This window comes from Spirillospora sp. CA-108201 (assembly GCF_050936235.1).
Lineage (GTDB): Bacteria > Actinomycetota > Actinomycetes > Streptosporangiales > Streptosporangiaceae > Spirillospora.
On record NZ_JBNJNE010000001.1, the window covers coordinates 7,353,707 to 7,370,550 of the forward strand.

The 16,844-nt window shown below is 73.1% G+C and carries 14 protein-coding genes; 8 read left to right on the forward strand and 6 right to left on the reverse strand.

Annotation, left to right across the window (positions count from 1 at the left end; translation table 11 throughout):
- Window position 1: 1 nt before the first annotated feature.
- Window positions 2-1,423 (reverse strand): LCP family protein, encoded by a 1,422-nt coding sequence (locus ACQEU6_RS35375; RefSeq protein WP_499337816.1) that lies wholly within the window; start codon window positions 1,421-1,423, stop codon window positions 2-4.
- 118 nt (window positions 1,424-1,541) lie between these two features.
- Window positions 1,542-2,393 carry a TIGR03089 family protein gene (locus ACQEU6_RS35380; RefSeq protein WP_499337818.1) on the reverse strand — a complete coding sequence of 284 codons (852 nt, stop codon included), beginning with the start codon at window positions 2,391-2,393 and terminating at the stop codon, window positions 1,542-1,544.
- 125 nt (window positions 2,394-2,518) lie between these two features.
- On the opposite strand from ACQEU6_RS35380, the gene ACQEU6_RS35385 reads away from it, so the two are divergent.
- From ACQEU6_RS35385 to ACQEU6_RS35395, 3 genes are read left to right on the forward strand one after another with little or no spacing between them, the layout of a single operon-like run.
- Complete coding sequence (locus ACQEU6_RS35385; protein ID WP_499337820.1) at window positions 2,519-4,585, forward strand: hypothetical protein; 2,067 nt, start codon at window positions 2,519-2,521, stop codon at window positions 4,583-4,585.
- Window positions 4,586-4,624: 39 nt separating this feature from the next.
- The gene (locus ACQEU6_RS35390; protein ID WP_499337822.1) at window positions 4,625-5,629 is read left to right on the forward strand and encodes a glycosyltransferase family 2 protein; all 1,005 of its coding nucleotides are present in this window, start codon (window positions 4,625-4,627) and stop codon (window positions 5,627-5,629) included.
- A gap of 4 nt (window positions 5,630-5,633) precedes the next feature.
- Entirely contained in the window at window positions 5,634-6,716 is a 1,083-nt protein-coding gene (locus tag ACQEU6_RS35395) for a glycosyltransferase family 4 protein (protein ID WP_499337824.1), read from the forward strand.
- Here ACQEU6_RS35395 and trxA read toward each other — a convergent pair.
- Complete coding sequence (gene trxA / locus ACQEU6_RS35400; protein WP_179837481.1) at window positions 6,697-7,020, reverse strand: thioredoxin; 324 nt, start codon at window positions 7,018-7,020, stop codon at window positions 6,697-6,699. The genes ACQEU6_RS35395 and trxA overlap by 20 nt on opposite strands.
- Window positions 7,017-8,003 (reverse strand): lysylphosphatidylglycerol synthase domain-containing protein, encoded by a 987-nt coding sequence (locus ACQEU6_RS35405; RefSeq protein WP_499340466.1) that lies wholly within the window; start codon window positions 8,001-8,003, stop codon window positions 7,017-7,019. Before ACQEU6_RS35405 ends, trxA begins: the two co-directional genes overlap by 4 nt.
- Window positions 8,004-8,069: 66 nt before the next feature.
- On the opposite strand from ACQEU6_RS35405, the gene ACQEU6_RS35410 reads away from it, so the two are divergent.
- From ACQEU6_RS35410 to manB, 3 genes are all read left to right on the forward strand, one after another.
- Window positions 8,070-8,774 (forward strand): class I SAM-dependent methyltransferase, encoded by a 705-nt coding sequence (locus tag ACQEU6_RS35410; RefSeq protein WP_499337826.1) that lies wholly within the window; start codon window positions 8,070-8,072, stop codon window positions 8,772-8,774.
- Between the two features lie 155 nt (window positions 8,775-8,929).
- The gene (locus tag ACQEU6_RS35415) at window positions 8,930-10,078 is read left to right on the forward strand and encodes a glycosyltransferase family 4 protein (RefSeq protein ID WP_499337828.1); all 1,149 of its coding nucleotides are present in this window, start codon (window positions 8,930-8,932) and stop codon (window positions 10,076-10,078) included.
- Between the two features lie 34 nt (window positions 10,079-10,112).
- A complete protein-coding gene (manB, locus tag ACQEU6_RS35420) occupies window positions 10,113-11,180 on the forward strand; it encodes a mannose-1-phosphate guanylyltransferase (protein WP_499337830.1) in 1,068 nt (355 codons plus the stop codon).
- Between the two features lie 220 nt (window positions 11,181-11,400).
- Here the strand turns inward: manB and ACQEU6_RS35425 are convergent, their stop codons facing one another.
- Window positions 11,401-11,673 (reverse strand): hypothetical protein, encoded by a 273-nt coding sequence (locus ACQEU6_RS35425; RefSeq protein ID WP_499337832.1) that lies wholly within the window; start codon window positions 11,671-11,673, stop codon window positions 11,401-11,403.
- Between the two features lie 343 nt (window positions 11,674-12,016).
- On the opposite strand from ACQEU6_RS35425, the gene ACQEU6_RS35430 reads away from it, so the two are divergent.
- On the forward strand, window positions 12,017-12,955 hold the full coding sequence (locus ACQEU6_RS35430; RefSeq protein ID WP_499337833.1) for a DNA-3-methyladenine glycosylase family protein: 939 nt from the start codon (window positions 12,017-12,019) through the stop codon (window positions 12,953-12,955).
- A gap of 286 nt (window positions 12,956-13,241) precedes the next feature.
- A complete protein-coding gene (locus tag ACQEU6_RS35435) occupies window positions 13,242-14,186 on the forward strand; it encodes a LysR family transcriptional regulator (RefSeq protein WP_499337835.1) in 945 nt (314 codons plus the stop codon).
- A gap of 28 nt (window positions 14,187-14,214) precedes the next feature.
- On the opposite strand, the gene ACQEU6_RS35440 is transcribed toward ACQEU6_RS35435, so the two are convergent.
- Window positions 14,215-16,779, reverse strand: coding sequence for a bifunctional FO biosynthesis protein CofGH (locus ACQEU6_RS35440; RefSeq protein WP_499337837.1), 2,565 nt, complete (start codon window positions 16,777-16,779; stop codon window positions 14,215-14,217).
- Between the last annotated feature and the right edge of the window lie 65 nt (window positions 16,780-16,844).

Sequence of the window (16,844 nt, forward strand, 5' to 3'; positions counted from 1 at the left end):
GTCAGCTCTCCTTGCAGATGTCGTCGCTGGCGCGGATCTCACCCTGCTGCTTCGGGATGCCGCCGCCGCCGCTCTTGAGGTTCGTCCAGTCCTGGCCGACGAACAGGTCGACGACGCCCGGCGTGCCGCCCGTGGTGCGCGCCGCGGCCTGCGGCTTGCTCGGGATCAGCGCGGTCAGGGTCTGCGCCTGCTGGTCGGCACCGGCACCGTACATCACCTTCGTGACGGTCGTGGGCGAGGGGGCGTTCCCTCCCACGGTCACCTGGAAGCCCTGCGACTCCAGGTCGCTGGCGACGCGCCCGGCCTGGCCGTCGATGCCGCTGCCGTTGTAGACCCGCACGCGCACCTGGCTCGGCGGGATCTTCGTGGCGCCCGGCGTGGGCTCCTTCGGCACGGTCTTGTCGTTGCGGACGGCGGAGAAGAACGGCTGGGCGGAGGTGTTGAGCGCCACCCGGTTCGGGTCCAGCGGGTCGGGCCCGGAGGGGACGGTGACGAACCGGAGCTTGCCGGTGGTCATGCCCTGCATCTCCTGGCCGATGTCCATCATGACCTGCGGCGTCAGTTCCTTGTCGGTGGTGAGCGACTTGGTCACGGCGTTCATCAGCTGGAGCATGCGCCGGGGGTTGCTGAGCACGCCGGCGCTCATCGCCTGGCCGGCCAGGGAGCCCATGAACTTCTGCTGGCGCTTGATGCGGTCGGTGTCGGAGCCGTCGCCGAGGCCGTGCCGCACGCGCACGTACGCCAGCGCGGTCTCGCCCTTGATCTTGTGCTTGCCCGCGCTCAGCTTGAGCTTGGACTTGGGGTCGTCGACGTCCTTGGGCAGGCACACCGGAACGCCGCCGACGGCGCTGGTGATCGACTTGAACCCGTTGAAGTCGACCTGCATGAAGTGGTCGATCCGGATGTTGGAGATGCTCTCGATCGTCTTGATGACGCAGGCCGCGCCGCCGTTGCTGAACGCCGAGTTGATCTGCGCGCGGGTCTGCGCCGGGACCGTCCCGCCCTTGCGGCTCCTGCAGGACGGCATCCGGACCATCAGGTCGCGGGGGAAGCTGATGCCCATCGCCTGGCCGCCGCCCGGGGACAGGTGCAGCAGGATCATCGTGTCCGAGCGCGGCACCTCGTTCTTCATCGAGCGGCCGTACTTGGCGTTCGAGCCCTCACGGGTGTCGGACCCGAGCATCAGGATGTTCATCGCGCTGTTCAGCTTCTTCGGCCGGTTGGGGCCGAGCTGGGCGTTGACGTCCTCGTGCGAGATGTTCCCGAACGCCTGGCGGTACAGGCCGTAGGCGGTGAGGGAGCCGACCACCATGACCGCCGACAGTCCGATGCACACCCAGCCGAGGATGCGCCAGCCGCGTCGCGGCGCCGGCTGCGGGTCGGCGTCGTCGACGTACTCCATGTACATCGGGTTGCTGTTCATCGGCTCCGAGGTCCGGGGAGATAAGCGGTTCCGGGGGTCCGGGGGACGTCCCCCGCGTGGGGGCCGGCCCGTGGCTCATGGTTCGAACGGACGGGACGAGGGCAAGGGGAAGCGTAGGTCAGGGGAGGCGGTACACGGAGCCGGATTCGTCATTCGGTCCGGGCGTACCGGCCACCACCGTCACATGCTCCAGGGTCAGGCGACGATCTAGGGCGGCTTTGTCAAAGTTTCGTTGGATTATGACGGAAGCACCCGAGGCTAGCGGTGCGAGAAGGCAGGTCAGTACCCCGTCGAGTGTGGCGAAGGACATGTCAACCAGGAGCCGGTCGCGTGCGTCGAGCTCCCATTTCTCAACGGCCCCGCGCGCGGCGCCCACCAGCTCCGCCGCGCTCAATGTGTCCTTTGTCACATTCAGCGCGGGGGCCTCCGGCCCCGCCTCGGGCCCCGGGACGAATCGGTCTCCGTACGCGCGCACCTCCGCCGCGTAGTCGGTCACGCCGGGCGGGCAGTCGGCGAGCGGGCCGCCGAGCGCGTGCAGCGACAGGCCGACGATCTCCTCGGCCCCTCCTGCGAGCACCTCGTCCGCGAGCACGTCGTCCAGCACCTCCTGCGCCGCCGCCAGGATGTACGGATCCGGCCCCCCGGCCGGTTCGGCGCCGCCGCGCGCGAACTCCTCCGGATCGGCCGGCTCGGCGACGAGACCGGCCGACCAGCAGGCCATCAGCCACACCGCGGTCTGCCAGTGCGGCGGCAGGACCAGGACGACGCGGGTCCCCGGCTCGGCGGCGAGGCCGTCCACCAGGAAGTTCGCCGTCTTGGCCACCCAGTTGCCGAACGTCCGCGAGGACAGCTCGACGCGTTCGCCGCTCGCGTCGTCGTAGAAGGTGACCAGCGGGCGGGACGGGTCGCCGGCGACCCGCCGCGCCAGCAGCTCCGCGGGCGTGCCCGCGGCCCCGGCATGTGAGCTCATGGTCCGAGCGTATGCCCGCATGATCGTCCTGGCGTCGCCATCGCGCCGATGCCGCTACGCTCCGCACGGGTGAAGGACGGAACAGTGGCGGGCGCACGCCGCGACGGCGAGCCTGGGGCGAAATCATGAACGCTGGTCGGCTGCTCGTCCGCGCGACCGCGGCCCCGGCGCTGGTCCTCGTCGCGTGGCTGGCGGTCTCGCTGCCGCTGCTGATGGCGGGCGTGTTCCGCCCGGCCCCGGCGGTCGCGCTGTTCGTTCCGGTCGCGGCCCTGGTGCTGTGGCTCGGCCTGCGGTCCCGTCCTGGGGACAACGCCGGTGAGCGTCCGGGGAGCCTGAACGCCCCGGGCGGTCTGGACGCGGTGCAGCGCTGGCCGGTGTGGTCGGTCTTCGCCGTCACGGCCGCGTTCCTGGTGGTCCAGGTCGTCATGTGCTCCGAGCAGATCGTCGTCCGCCGCGACCCCGCGTCCTACGTCCAGTTCGCGATGTGGCTGGCGAAGCACGGATCGCTGCCGATCCCGCTGGCGCAGAGCGCGTTCGGGGGCCCGGACCCGGCCCTGGACTTCGCGAGCCCCGCCTTCTACCAGCACGGCGGCTCCGTCGTCCCGCAGTTCATGGCGGGCTGGCCGCTGGTGCTGGCGCCGGCCGGGTGGGTCGGCGGCGCCCACGGCATGGTGCTGATGGCACCGCTGCTCGGCGCCTGCTGCGTGCTGTCGTTCGCCGGGCTCGTCGCGCGCCTCGTCGGCCCCCGCTGGGCGCCCGCCGGGGCGCTGCTGCTCGCGCTGACGCTGCCGATGCTCTACGTCTCCCGCAACACCTTCAGCGAGCTGCCCGCCATCGTCCTGCTGCTGGGCGGCCTGTCGCTGATGTACGACGTCCGCCGGGAGCCCCGCGACGGGCTCGTCACCGGCCTCAAGGCGCTCCTCGCCGGGGCCGCGCTCGGGCTGATCGTGCTCGTCCGCATCGACGGGCTGCGGGACGTCCTGCCGGTGGCGGCGTTCGCGGGCCTGCTGATCGCGCGCAGGCGGCCGGCCGGTCTCTGGACGGCAGGGGGCCTGCTGCTCGGCGCCGGCGCCGGGCTGGTCGAGGGCTTCACCATGTCCCGGCCCTACCTGACCTACCTCCGTTCGTCGCTCGTGCCGCTGCTGGCCATCTCCGCCGCCGTGCTGGTCGCGACGGTCCTGCTGGTCGCGGCGCTGCGCTGGGACCCGGCGGGGGCCCGGCTGCGCCGCGCCGGCGCGGCGGTCGCGCGCGGCCGCCTGCCGGACGCCGCCGCCGTCCTCACCGTGCTGGTGACGGCGGCCTTCGCGCTCCGGCCGCTGGTGCAGACCGTCCGCCGCCCGCCCGCGACCGGCGACGACGCGATGAACGTCCGGTTCATCGAGATGATCCAGAAGATCCAGCACCTCCCGGTCGACGGCACCCGGCAGTACTCGGAGCTGTCGCTGTACTGGGTCGTCTGGTACGTCGGCGTCCCCGCGCTGCTGTTCGCCGCGTTCGGCGCGGCGCTGCTGGTGCGGCGGCTGCTGCGCGGGCAGTCCCCGGAATGGCTGCCGCCCTACGCGATGGTCGTCTGGACGACCGCGCAGGTGCTGGTCCGTCCCGGGATCACGCCCGACCACCCGTGGGCCTCCCGGCGGCTGGTCGGCCTCGCGATCCCCGGCCTGCTGCTGTTCACGGTGTTCGCGTCGGCCTGGACCGTCAAGCGCGTCCGGCGGCTCGGCTACGGGCCGAAGGTGGTGCGGACGGGCGCGGTCGGCGGCGTCGCCCTGATGCTGGTGCCGATCCTGCTGACGTCCGGCGGCTACCTGGTGACCCGCACGGAGCAGGGCGAGGTCGCCGCCGTGGACGGGATGTGCGGCGCCCTGCCGCCGCGCGCGTCCGTCGTGATGGTCGAGCAGTCCACCGCCGACCGGTTCCTCCAGGTCGTCCGCGGTGAGTGCGGGCTGCCCGCCGCGCGCACGACCGGCTCCGCGTCGCCCGGGGACGTGCGGCGCGTCGTCGCCGGGGCGTTCCGGGCCGGGCGGCGCCCGGTGATCATGGCGGCGAAGCCCGAGCAGGTGGCCCCCTACGGGACGCCGCGGCAGGTGCTGCACCTGGTGACGCGGCAGGACGGGCGCACGCTCACCGGGCCGCCCGGCGGCACCTGGGGGCTGACCATGGACGTGTGGGCGGCCGAGCCGGCCGGGCCGTAAGGCCGCCGATGCGCGCGGGGGCGAGTATCCTCGCGCTGCGTGAGCACCCAGTCTGTCGAGCCGAAGCCCCAGCCGCCCGCCGATGTGGAGCCCGCGTCCGACCCCGCGCCCGTGCCCGAACCGGCGCCCGCGCCCGGTCCGCCGGCCCCGTCCGGCTCCGTCCACGTCACGATCGTCCTGCCCTGCTACAACGAGCAGGACCACGTGATCGACGAGATCGAGCGCATCTGCGAGGCGATGGACGCCAGCGGCAAGACCTACGAGCTGCTGGCCGTCGACGACTGCTCGACCGACGCGACGCTCGCGCGGCTGGAGGAGGCGGCGCCCCGCTTCCCGAACATGCGCATCATGGCGTTCCAGCACAACAGCGGGTCGGGCACCGTCCGGCGCATCGGCTCCCAGCAGGCCCGCGGCGACGTCGTCGTGTGGACCGACGCCGACATGTCCTACCCGAACGAGCGCATCCCCGAGCTGGTCGAGCTCCTGGACTCCGACCCCGCGATCGACCAGGTCGTCGGGGCGCGCACCACCGAGGAGGGGACGCACAAGGCGCTGCGGGTGCCTGCCAAGTGGTTCATCCGCAAGGTCGCCGAGCGGCTCACCAACACGAAGATCCCCGACCTGAACTCGGGGCTGCGCGCGTTCCGCCGCGAGGTCTCGCTGCCCTACCTGCGGTTGCTGCCGCCCGGGTTCTCCTGCGTCACGACGATCACCATCGCGTTCCTGTCGAACCAGCACCCGGTCCGGTACGTGCCGATCGACTACGCCAAGCGGGCCGGCAAGTCGAAGTTCCACTTCACCAAGGACGCCTACCGCTACATCCTCCAGGTGCTGCGGATGGTGATGTACTTCAACCCGCTCAAGGTGCTGATGCCGCCGGCGCTGTGGCTGATCGTGATCGGGCTGCTCAAGGGCGTGTTCGACATGGTGGTGCACTTCGGCTACTTCGCCAACAACACCATCATGATCTTCGTGACGGGGTTGATCATCGCGTCGCTGGCGCTGCTGGCCGACCTGATCGTCCGCTCGCGCGGCGACGTCTAGCGGCATGCGCGTCGCGATCGTCGGGCCCGCGTTCCCCTACAAGGGCGGCGGCGCCCGGCACACCACCGAGCTGGCCCACCGGCTGGCGGCGGCCGGCCACGACGTCGTCATCGAGTCCTGGCGGGCCCAGTACCCCGCGTTCCTGTACCCGGGCCAGCAGACGATCTCCGAGCCGGAGGGGGAGCCGTTCCCGGGCACCCGGCGCCGGCTCGACTGGCGCCGCCCGGACGGCTGGTGGCGCACCGGCCGCGCGCTGGGCTCGTGCGACCTGGTCGTCCTGGTGGTGCTGAGCACCGTCCAGGTGCCGTCCTACCTGGGGATCCTCGCCGGCATCCGGGGCCGGACCCCGGTGGTGGCGCTGTGCCACAACGTCCTGCCGCACGAGCGGAAGCCCTACGACGAGCCGCTGATGAGGCGCCTGCTGCGGAAGGCGGACGGCGTCCTCGTCCACACCGAGGCGCAGGCCGGCCTGGCGCGGGGCCTCACCCGGCGGCCCGTGCGGGTCGCGGAGATGGCCGCGCACCTGCCCTCGGCGGGGCCCGCCGCGCCCGGCGACGGGAAGGTGCGCCGGCGGCTGCTGTTCTTCGGGATCGTCCGCCCCTACAAGGGGCTGGACGTCCTGCTGCGCGCCCTGGCCGAAGGCCCGGACGACGTGGCGCTGACCGTCGCGGGCGAGTTCTGGGGCGGCCTGGACGAGACCCGCGAGCTGGTCGCCTCGCTGGACCTGGCGTCCAGGGTGGAGCTGCGGCCCGGATACGTCCCGGCCGCCGACATTCCGGGGCTGTTCGCCGCCTCCGACGCGCTCGTCATGCCCTACCGGTCGGCGACCTCGTCGCAGAACGTGTGGATGGCCCACGAGCACGGCCTCCCGGTGATCGCCACCGATGTGGGCGGGTTCGCCGAGCAGATCCGCGACGGCGTGGACGGCCTGGTCTGCGCGCCGGACGACGTGCCCGCGCTCGCCGGCGCCCTCCGCCGCTTCTACGCGCCGGGGGAGCCGGAGCGGCTGCGCTCCGGCGTCCGCCCGGTCGACCACGGCCCGGTGTGGGCCGCCTACCTCGACGCGCTCACAGGTGCGGTTCGATGACCTTCATCAGGGCGCGCTTCGGCTTGGCGCCGACGATCTGCTCCACGACCTCGCCGTTCTTGAGGAGCAGCAGGGTCGGCAGCCCCATGACGCCGTACTTGCCCGGCGTCTGCGGGTTCGCGTCGTAGTCCATCTTCGCGATCTTGATCTTGCCGTCCTGCTCGGCGGCGATCTGCTCCAGCACGGGAGCGATCATGCGGCACGGCCCGCACCAGTCGGCCCAGAAGTCGACCAGCACGGGGGTGTCACTGCTCAGGACCTCGTCCGCGAACGTCGCGTCGGTCACGGTGATCGGGGCCGTCACGGTCCCTCCTTCGTAGGCTGCGTACCCGTCGTGGGCTGCGTACCCGTCACAAGCTCCTTGGACCGCGGTTCATTCCCCGCGGCCGGGGCCGTCCTGCCCAGCAGGAACGCCGCGCCCGCGATCAGCAGGTCGGCGGCCGTCAGCAGCACCCGGGACGCGATCGCGACCACGACCGGCGCGCCCGCCGGGAGCACCGGCGTCAGCACGACCGTCAGGGCCGCCTCCCGGGCCCCGATGCCGCCCGGGGCGATGAAGACGAGGAAGCCGGCGACGAACGCCAGCGCGTACGCCCCGGTCGCCAGGAACGGCAGGCCCTTGCCGTCGCCGCCCACGGCCGCGCACAGCAGCCAGGTGTGCACGCCGAACAGGGCCCAGCCGAGGACCGTCCACCCGATGGCCCTGAGCGTCGCGGCCAGGCCGACCGGATGCTCCAGCGGCGGCCGCCGCACGAGCCTGAGCATCACGCCGAGCGCCCAGCTCACGATTCTCGGATGCAGCATCGCCAGCAGGACGGGCGCCAGCAGGAACAGCCACCAGTACTCCCGCCGCGCCGCCGCGGACGTCAGCGGCAGCGTCACCGCCGCGACCGCGAGCCCGCACGCGGTGGACGTCGCGACCGCCAGCATCGTCGAGCCGAAGCTGCGCTCGGGCGGCACCTTGTGCTCCCGCGTCATCTCGATCTGGGTGACCAGCGCCCACACCTTGCCCGGGACGTACTTGCCGAGCTGGCTGATCCCCGAGATCCGGAAGACGGCGCGCACCGGCAGCGGCGACCCGAGCCCGGCGAGGAACTCCCGCCAGCCGAGCATCCAGACGAAGAGCCCCGCCAGCCCCGCGGCGAGCGCCCCGGCGAGCGTCGCCCAGGACATCTGCCGGAACGCGTCCACCGCGGCGTCCCGCTGGGACGCGACGCTGTAGCCGCAGAACGCGAGCGCGAGCAGGACCAGGAGCACGCGCAGGCTCCGGACGGCGACGACCTTCATCTTCACGCGCCCAGCGTAGGCGAACGTGACCTCGCGGCCGCCCGCTCCGCCTAGAGTTGGGGAGCGATGAAGATTTCGGATGTGGTCGCCTTCATGGGACACCAGGTGCACGTGTGCCGGTACCGCGAGGCGGGGACGCTGCTCGACTGGATGGGGCGCGACCTGCGCGGCAGGCGGGTCCTCGACGTCGCGGGCGGTGACGGCTACTGGGCCGGCCGCGCGCGCCGGCGCGGCGCCGACGCCGTCTCGATCGACCTGGCCCGCGGCAAGATGGTCTACGGGCGGACGCTCGCGCACGCCCCCGCGCTGATCGAGTGCGACGCGCTGCGGCTGCCGTTCGCCGACGGCTCGTTCGACGCGGTCCTGTCGGTCTGCGCGATCGAGCACTTCGACGACGGCGGCAGGTCGCTGGACGAGATGGCGCGGGTGCTCAAGCCCGGCGGTGAGATCTTCATGTCCGCCGACGTGCTGAGCCGCGCCGACGCCTGGCCGAAGCTGCGCGACGCGCACAAGGCCAAGTACCACGTCCAGCACACCTACACCCACGACAGCCTGAGCAAGCTGATGGACGAGCGCGGCCTCGACCTCGTCGGGCACAGCTACCAGTTCCGCACCGCCGCCACCGAGCGCCTCTACCTCTCCCTGTCCACCTACGGCGGCAGGGTCGGCTTCAACGCGGCCGCGCCGCTCACGCCGCTCGTCGCCCTCGCCGACCGCGCCGCGCCGAACGAGCGCGGCAGCATCGTTCTGGTCCGCGCCCGGAAAAGATAGGGCGCGGGAGGCCGGGCGCGTAAGAGGTGGCCCTGTGGGGAGGGCCCCTCACGATGAATCGCGTGGAACGAGATCCGGCGAGTTGGCGCCTTCCGGGCGTACGCTCGGAGAGTAAAGAGTGATCTACGCCACCGCGCTGGATGGGGGAGTGGACCGTGGCGCCTCGGATTCTGCTCGACGCCACCGCCGTGCCTGCCGACCGCGGCGGGCTCGGCCGGTACGTGGACGGGCTGCTGTGCGCCCTGCACCGGCTGGGCGCCGACCTCGCCGTCGCCTGCCAGCGCGCGGACGCCGAACGCTATGAGGGCCTCGCCCCCGGCGCGCAGGTCGTCGCCGGCCCCGCGACGCTCTCGCACCGCGCCACCCGGCTGGCCTGGGAGCAGTCGGGCCTGCCGCACGTGGCCCGGCGCGTCGGCGCCGAGGTCATCCACCTGCCCGCCTACACGATGCCGGTCAGCGCCGGCCTGCCGACCGTGGTGACGATCCACGACGTCACCCTCTTCGCCGAGCCGGAGCCGCACGACCCGGTGCGCACCTCCTACATCAAGTCGGCGACCCGCACCGCCGCCCGCCGCGCGACCCGGCTGATCGCCCCGTCCCGCTCGACGCGCGACGAGCTGGTCCGCATCCTCGGCGCCGACCCGTCCCACATCGACGTCGCCTACCACGGCGTCGACCACGAGGTCTTCCACCGCCCGTCCGAGCCGGAGGTCAAGCACGTCTCCGACCGCCTCGGCCTGCACGGCCGCCCCTACGTCGCCTACCTGGGCGCGCTGGAGCCGCGCAAGAACGTCCCGAACCTGATCCGCGGCTGGGTGCGGGCCTGCGCCGGCCGCGAGGACGCCCCGGCCCTCGTCCTCGCGGGCAGCGGCGGCTGGGACGACGAGGTCGACGCGGCGCTCGCGACCGTCCCGCTGGAGCTGCGCGTCCTGCGCCCCGGCTACCTCCCCTGGCCCGCCCTGCCCGGCTTCTTCGGCGGCGCCCTGGTCGTCGCGCTCCCGAGCCGCGGCGAGGGCTTCGGGCTGCCCGTCCTGGAGGCCATGTCCTGCGGCGCGCCCGTCCTGACCACCCACCGCGGCCCCCTCCCGGAGGTCGGCGGCGACGCGGTCGCCTACACCGAGCCCGACCCGGACGGCATCGGCGCCGCCCTCACCGCCCTGATCGACGACCCGTCCCGCCGCGCCGAGCTCGCCGAGGCCGCCCACACCCGCTCCGAGCGGTTCTCCTGGTCGGCGTCAGCGGAGGCGCACATGGCCTCCTACCGGCGCGCCGTGGACCAGTACGCCGCCGCACGCACCCACTAGGCTTTCTCCGACCGCGCGTGGAGAAAGGAACCCAGTGGAAGCGATCCTCCTGGTAGGAGGTCAAGGCACCCGCCTGCGCCCTCTGACGATCTCCACACCGAAACCGCTGCTCCCCACCGCCGGGGTGGCGTTCCTCGCGCACCAGCTGGCCCGCGCGCACGCCTCGGGCGTCGAGCGCATCGTGTTCGCCACGTCCTACCGCGCCGAGATGTTCGAGGCCGCCTTCGGCGACCGCGCCTACGGCGTCGACCTCGTCTACGTCAGCGAGGACGAGCCGCTCGGCACCGGCGGCGCCATCCGCAACGCCTCCCGCGCCCTCACCTGCGGCGGGGACGACCCGGTCCTGATCCTGAACGGCGACATCCTGTCGGGCCACGACGTCCGCGCCCAGGTGAAGCTGCACGAGGACGCCGCCGCCGAGGTGACGCTCCACCTCACCGAGGTCGACGACCCGTCCCGCTTCGGGTGCGTCCCCACCGCCGACGACGGCCGCGTCACCGCGTTCCTGGAGAAGACGCCCCGTCCGGTGACGAACCAGATCAACGCGGGCTGCTACGTCTTCCGCCGCTCGGCCATCGACGCGATCCCCGAGCACGAGGTGGTCTCCGTCGAACGCGAGACGTTCCCGTCGCTCATCTCCTCCGGCGCGGTGGTCATGGGGTACGTCGAGTCGGGCTACTGGCTGGACGTCGGCACGCCCGAGGCGTTCGTCCGGGGCTCGCGCGACCTCGTCCTCGGCGCCCTGGCCTCGCCCGCCATGCCCGGCGAGCCGGGCGAGCGCCTCGCCCTCGCGGGAGCGCGCGTCGCGCCGGGCGCGGTCGTGCGCGGCGGCACCACGGTCGGCCGCGGCGCGGTGGTCGAGTCGGGCGCCACCGTGGTCGGCAGCATCCTGCTGGAGGACGCGTTCGTCGCCGAGGGCGCCACCGTCCGCGACTCCGTCCTCAGCCGGGGCGCGCGGGTCGGCCCCGGCGCGGTCCTCGACGGCGTCGTCCTGGGCGACGGCGCGGTGGTGGGGCCCGGCAACGAGCTGCGCTCCGGCGTCCGCGTCTGGCCGGGCATCCACCTGCCCCCGACCGCCGTCCGCTTCTCCGCCGACGACTGACGCACGGCGGCGTAAGGCGGCCTTGCGCGAGGCGCCCTGGGTCGGGCTTCTTCCCGTCCGCGGCCGCCGGTGAATTGGCGACCGCGGGACAGGGACAGGGAGTCGAGGACGGGCAGTGTGCCGTCCTTTATCCCGTTCCAATCCGGCAACGCATTCGCGGTCCGCCGGAATCGGCCGCGCCGCGGCCCCTTTCCGTCTGCATTCCGGCCGGACCCGTTGCTCAGAAGGTGCGGGTGGTGCTCCAGGTCGCCTGGCTGGAGGGGTGGTTCAGGTCGAAGGTGATGCCGGACAGGCGTCTGCCGCCGCCGTCCTGAGTCACGTTGACCTGGACGTTGCCCCCGCGGCTCTGGAAGATCGTGTAGATGCCGCTCGCGTTGAAGCCCGGCGCGGCGAGTGCCCTGCCCGGCGCGGCGGTGGCGGCGGTGGGAGTCAGGACCAGCCCGCTCGCGCTCAGGGCGAGCGCGAGGGCGGTCGTGGCGATCTTGGGGAGCATGATGCTTCCACTGGGCGACGACGAGACCTTTTCAGAGAGAATCCACTGAGACCAGAAGTCGTGCAAGTAATAACTGGACGCCTGTTCTGGCCACCGCCGGTTCCGGTTCGTACGCCCCGATCCGCTTGGCAATATCGGCTGGGTTCTTAGGGGCTCGGCGGCGTCGACCTGCGAATGTTCGCCGGTGTCGACGCGTCGGCGCAGTCGCTTTTGGGTCGGGCAAAGATAATCGCTTTACGGTGACCATTTAATGGTCTGCCCTCGGGTGGGAGACCAGGTGCCGGGCGGTGGCAGACTGGTGGCCGGGACCAGTGGGGCATGTCAAGCAGGGAGAGTCGGCTCGTTGAGCGTTGCTGAACCGTCGTCCGGGGCGGCCGGGAAGGCGACCGCTGGGCGCCTTCCCGGCCAGGTCCGGGTGTGGCGGCCGCCGTGGGCGCTGGACCTGCGGGACGCCCTGGCGCCGCATCGGCGAGGGGCGCGCGACCCGGCGTGCCGGTTCGAGCGGGACGGGTCCGTCTGGCGGACGTCCCACACCCCCGACGGGCCCGGCACGCTGCGGGTGGGGTGGGCCGGGGACGCCGTCGAGGCCACGGCCTGGGGGCCGGGCGCCGGATGGCTGCTGGACGGGGTGCCCGAGCTACTGGGGGCGGCCGACGAGCCGGACGGCTTCGTCGCGCTGCACGACGTCGTCCGCGACCAGGCGCTCAAGCGCCCCGGGCTGCGGATCGGAAGGACGCGGCGGGTCTTCGAGGCGCTCGTGCCGGCGGTGATGGAGCAGAAGGTGCTGGGGCAGGAGGCGTGGCGCGCCTGGGCCTACCTGCTGCGCAGGTTCGGGCAGCCCGCGCCCGGCGCCCCCCACCTGTGGGTCCCGCCGCCGCCGGAGGTCTGGATCCGGATTCCCTCGTGGGAGTGGCACCGCTCCGGCCTGGAGGCCGTCCGGGCCCGGACGATCATCGGGGCGGCGCGGGTCGCGCGGCGGCTGGAGGAGGATCCGGGCGAGGCGCGGCTGCGGTCGCTGCCGGGCATCGGGGTGTGGACGGCCGCCGAGGTCAGGCAGCGCGCGGCGGGCGATCCCGACGCCGTCTCCGTCGGCGACTACCACCTGCCCGGCCTGGTCGGCTGGGCGCTGGCGGGCCGCAAGGTCGACGACGCCGGGATGCTGGAACTGCTGGAGCCCTACGCCGGTCATCGCTACCGGGTCACCCGGCTGCTGGAATCGTCCGGGATGCACCCGCCGAGGCGTGGCCCCCGTTTGCCCGTTCGGGACTACCGGTCCTTCTGACCGGCGCCTTCGCCGTGCGGCGGCGCAGCCAGAAGTTGTCCGGGGCCCAGTCGAGGCCGTCCCGGCTGTCGGCGCCGAAGAGGGGGCCGAGGACGGCGAGGGCGATGATGAGGCCGAGTACGTACAGCATGTCTTCTTCCTTGGGATCGCAGTGGCGGCGTTCCCGCGCGGGGCGTCCGGAGGAGCCGGGGTCTCCGCCTCTTTCCGTCGCACCTACAGTTTGACTCCGTCCAACATTCAGGTCCAGCGAGGCTTTCTGTAGGGATTGTGTAAGAATCCCTTCACTATGTTGGATCTCGGACGTCTGCGGGTGCTGCGCGAGCTCAAGCTGCGCGGGACGCTCGCGGCGGTCGCCGACTCCCTCGGGTACACGCCCTCCGCGGTGTCGCAGCAGCTCGCGCAGCTCCAGCGGGACGTCGGCGTGCCGGTGGTCGAGCGGGCCGGGCGGCGGCTGCGGCTGACCGAGGCGGGCGAGGTGCTCGTCGAGCACGCCGAGGCGCTGCTGGCGCGGGCGAAGCGGGCCGAGGAGGCGGCGCTCGCCGCGAGCGGGCGCGTGGCGGGCGCGGTGCGGGTCGTCGGCTTCCAGACGGCCCTGCTGCACGTCCTCGCGCCCGCGCTGCCGCGGCTGGCGGAGGCCTACCCCGACCTCGTGGTGGACGTGCTGGACGAGGAGTTCCACCGGGTGCTCCAGGCGCTGGTGCTCCAGGAGATCGACGTCGTGCTGACGGACGAGTACTCGCACCTGCCGCGGCCGCGCCGGCCCGAGCTGGCCTCCGAGGTCCTCGTCACCGAGACGATGCGGGTCGGCATGCCGGAGGGGCATCCGCTCGCCCTGCCGGGCGGCCCGGTGCGGATGGCCGACCTGGCCGGGTGCCCGTGGGCCACCGGGCACGTCGGCACCAACCACGCCGACCTGCTCGAACGGACGTGCGTGGAGCTGGGCGGCTTCCGGCCGGACGTCCGCTGCCGGTCCAACGACCTGATGGTCATCTTCGCGATGGTCGCCCAGGGCGGCGCCGTGTGCCTGGTGCCCGACCTCGCGCTCGCCGAGCGGGAGGAGGGCATCGTCGTGCGGGACGTCGCGGACGCCCCCGTGGACCGCCGCATGGTCATGTGGACCCGCGCCGGAGCGGAGGTGCGGCCGTCGGTCGAGGCCGTCCTGCGGGAGCTGCGCCGCTCGGCGGACCTGCTGGTCGAGCGGCGCCCGAGCTGCCGTCGCGGCGCGCCCTGACCGGGCCCCTCCGCGACGGCGGCGCCGGTCACGCGGGAGGGGTCACCGGCGTCAGGGTGAGCGCCTGCCTTCCGAAACGCCCGATGCCGTCGGTGCGGCGGGACGCCTCCAGGCGCTCGGCGGGGACGTCCCCGTAGAGGGTGGTGCGCTGCCTGGAGGGACGGCCCGCGCGCGCCGCGATCGCCTCCAGCTCGCTGATGGGCTTGAACGATCCGTTCTCCGATCCGGCCATCCGGCTGATCGTCTCCTCCATGAGGGTCCCGCCGAGGTCGTTCACCCCTCCCTGGAGGACGCGCGTGCACAGCTCGTCCCCGAGCTTCACCCAGGACGTCTGGATGTTGGGGATCGCGCCGTGCAGCAGGATGCGCGCCAGGGCGTGGACGGCGACGTTCTCCCGCGCGGTCGGCCCCGGACGCGCCAGCCCGGCGAGGTAGATGGGCGAGTTGTGGTGGACGAAGGGCAGGAGCACGAACTCGCTGAACCCGCCCGTCCGCTCCTGGACGGACCGCAGCAGCCTGATGTGCGCGACCCAGTGCGCGGGGGTGTCGACGTGCCCGTACATCATCGTGGACGTCGTCGGGATGCCGATCTCGTGCGCGGTGGTGACGACCTCGACCCACTGGTCGGTGGGCAGCTTCCCCTTGGTCAGCACCCAGCGCACGTCGTCGTCCAGGATCTCGGCGGCCGTCCCCGGCAGCGAGTCGACGCCGGCCTCCTTCGCGGCCTCCAGCCACTCCCGGATCGACAGGTCTGTCCGGGACGCGCCGTTCACGACCTCCATCGGGCTGTAGGAGTGCAGGTGGATGCCGGGCGCGCGGCGCTTCACCTCGCGGGCGAGGTCGAAGTACGCGGTGCCGGGCAGGTCCGGGTGGATGCCGCCCTGCATGCAGACCTCGGTCGCGCCGGCCTCCCACGCCTCGTCCACGCGGTCCCCGACCTGCTCCAGTGACAGAGTGTAGGCGTCGGCGTCCGTGCGGCGCTGCGCGAACGCGCAGAACCGGCAGCCGGTGTAGCAGACGTTCGTGAAGTTGATGTTCCGGGTGACGACGTAGGTGACCTCGTCGCCGACGGTGTCGCGCCGCAGGCCGTCGGCCAGCGCGGCGAGGGCGTCCAGCTCGGGCCCGTCGGCGTGCAGGAGGGCCAGCGCCTCGTCGTCGGACAGCCCCGCCGGGTCCCGCTCCGCGCGCGCGAGAGCGGCCTTGACGTCGGCGTCGAACCGCTGGGGCGCGGCCATGCGGTCGCGCAGCGCGTCCCAGTCGCCGTACACCTCGTCGAAGTCGTCGCGCCGGTCCGCGGTGCGGCCCGTCGTGTCGATCTCGGTGTGCAGGTCGGTCCGGCCGGACGCCTCGAAACCGCCGTCGGGCTCCTGCCAGGGGCGTCCCTCGGGCACGGCGTCCTCCCGCGCGAGCACCGTCGCGGGGTCGGCGAGGGCGGCGACGTGCGCGGTGAGGCGCGGGTCCAGCCACGGCTCGCCGCGCCGCACGTACTCGGGGTAGATCGTGAGCCGCTCGCGCAGCGCGAACCCGGCCGCGGCGGTCCTGTCGGCCAGCTCGTCGATCTGCGGCCACGGACGCTCGGGGTTCACGTGGTCGGGCGTCAGCGGCGAGACCCCGCCCCAGTCGTCGATCCCGGCGCGCAGCATCAGCGCGTACTGCTCGGCGACCAGGTTCGGCGGCGCCTGCACGCGCGCCTTCGGGCCGAGGACGAGCCGCGTCACCGCGATCGTCGCGGCCAGCTCCTCCAGCTCGGCGTCCGGGGTGTCGCGCATCTTCGTGTCGGGCTTGGCGCGGAAGTTCTGGACGATCACCTCCTGGATCGCCCCGTACTCGCGCATCGTCCGCCGGATCTCGAAGATCGCGTCGGCGCGCTCCTCGACCGTCTCGCCGATCCCGATGAGGATGCCGGTCGTGAACGGCACGTTCGTGCGGCCCGCGTCCTCCAGCACCCGCAGCCGGACGGCCGGGTCCTTGTCCGGCGACCCGAAGTGGGGGCCGCCGCGCTCGCTGAACAGCCGCGTCGCGGTCGTCTCCAGCATCATCCCCATGGACGGCGCGACCGGCTTGAGCCGCTGGAAGTCGCGCCAGGTCAGCACCCCGGGGTTCAGGTGCGGCAGCAGCCCGGTCTCCTCCAGGACCAGGATCGCCATCGCGCGCACGTACGAGAGCGTGTCGTCGTAGCCGTGCGCGTCCAGCCACTCGCGGGCCGTGCGCCACCGGTCCTCGGGACGGTCCCCGAGCGTGAACAGCGCCTCCTTGCAGCCCGTCTCGGCGCCGCGCCGCGCGATCTCCAGCACCTCGTCGGGGCTGAGGTAGGGCGCGTCGAGCCGGTGCGGGACGGTCGCGAACGTGCAGTACCCGCAGCGGTCGCGGCACAGCCGGGTCAGCGGGATGAAGACCTTGCGGCTGTAGGTGATGACGCCGGGGCGGCCCGCGGCCTCCAGTCCGGCGTCCCGGGTGCGGGCCGCGTGGGCGAGCAGGTCGTCGAGCTGCGTCCCGCGGGCCCGCAGCAGCGTGGTGGCCTCGGATCGGTCCAGTGTCTTGCCGTCGCGCGCGCGGGCCAGGGCCCGGCGAAGAGCGGAGCTCGTGCCGTCCATGCGGGCACTCTATGCCAATCGTCATATTCGGCGCCGCGCCGGGGGCCCAAAGACCGGACAAAAGG

Bases quoted from the DNA above. Each gene is read 5' to 3' on its own strand.
- ACQEU6_RS35375 (WP_499337816.1), bottom strand. From the start codon at position 1,423: ATGAACAGCAACCCGATGTACATGGAGTACGTCGACGACGCCGACCCG.
- ACQEU6_RS35440 (WP_499337837.1), bottom strand. From the start codon at position 16,779: ATGGACGGCACGAGCTCCGCTCTTCGCCGGGCCCTGGCCCGCGCGCGC.
- ACQEU6_RS35425 (WP_499337832.1), bottom strand. From the start codon at position 11,673: ATGCTCCCCAAGATCGCCACGACCGCCCTCGCGCTCGCCCTGAGCGCG.
- ACQEU6_RS35385 (WP_499337820.1), top strand. From the start codon at position 2,519: ATGAACGCTGGTCGGCTGCTCGTCCGCGCGACCGCGGCCCCGGCGCTG.
- ACQEU6_RS35410 (WP_499337826.1), top strand. From the start codon at position 8,070: ATGAAGATTTCGGATGTGGTCGCCTTCATGGGACACCAGGTGCACGTG.
- ACQEU6_RS35395 (WP_499337824.1), top strand. From the start codon at position 5,634: ATGCGCGTCGCGATCGTCGGGCCCGCGTTCCCCTACAAGGGCGGCGGC.
- ACQEU6_RS35405 (WP_499340466.1), bottom strand. From the start codon at position 8,003: ATGAAGGTCGTCGCCGTCCGGAGCCTGCGCGTGCTCCTGGTCCTGCTC.
- ACQEU6_RS35380 (WP_499337818.1), bottom strand. From the start codon at position 2,393: ATGAGCTCACATGCCGGGGCCGCGGGCACGCCCGCGGAGCTGCTGGCG.
- ACQEU6_RS35435 (WP_499337835.1), top strand. From the start codon at position 13,242: ATGTTGGATCTCGGACGTCTGCGGGTGCTGCGCGAGCTCAAGCTGCGC.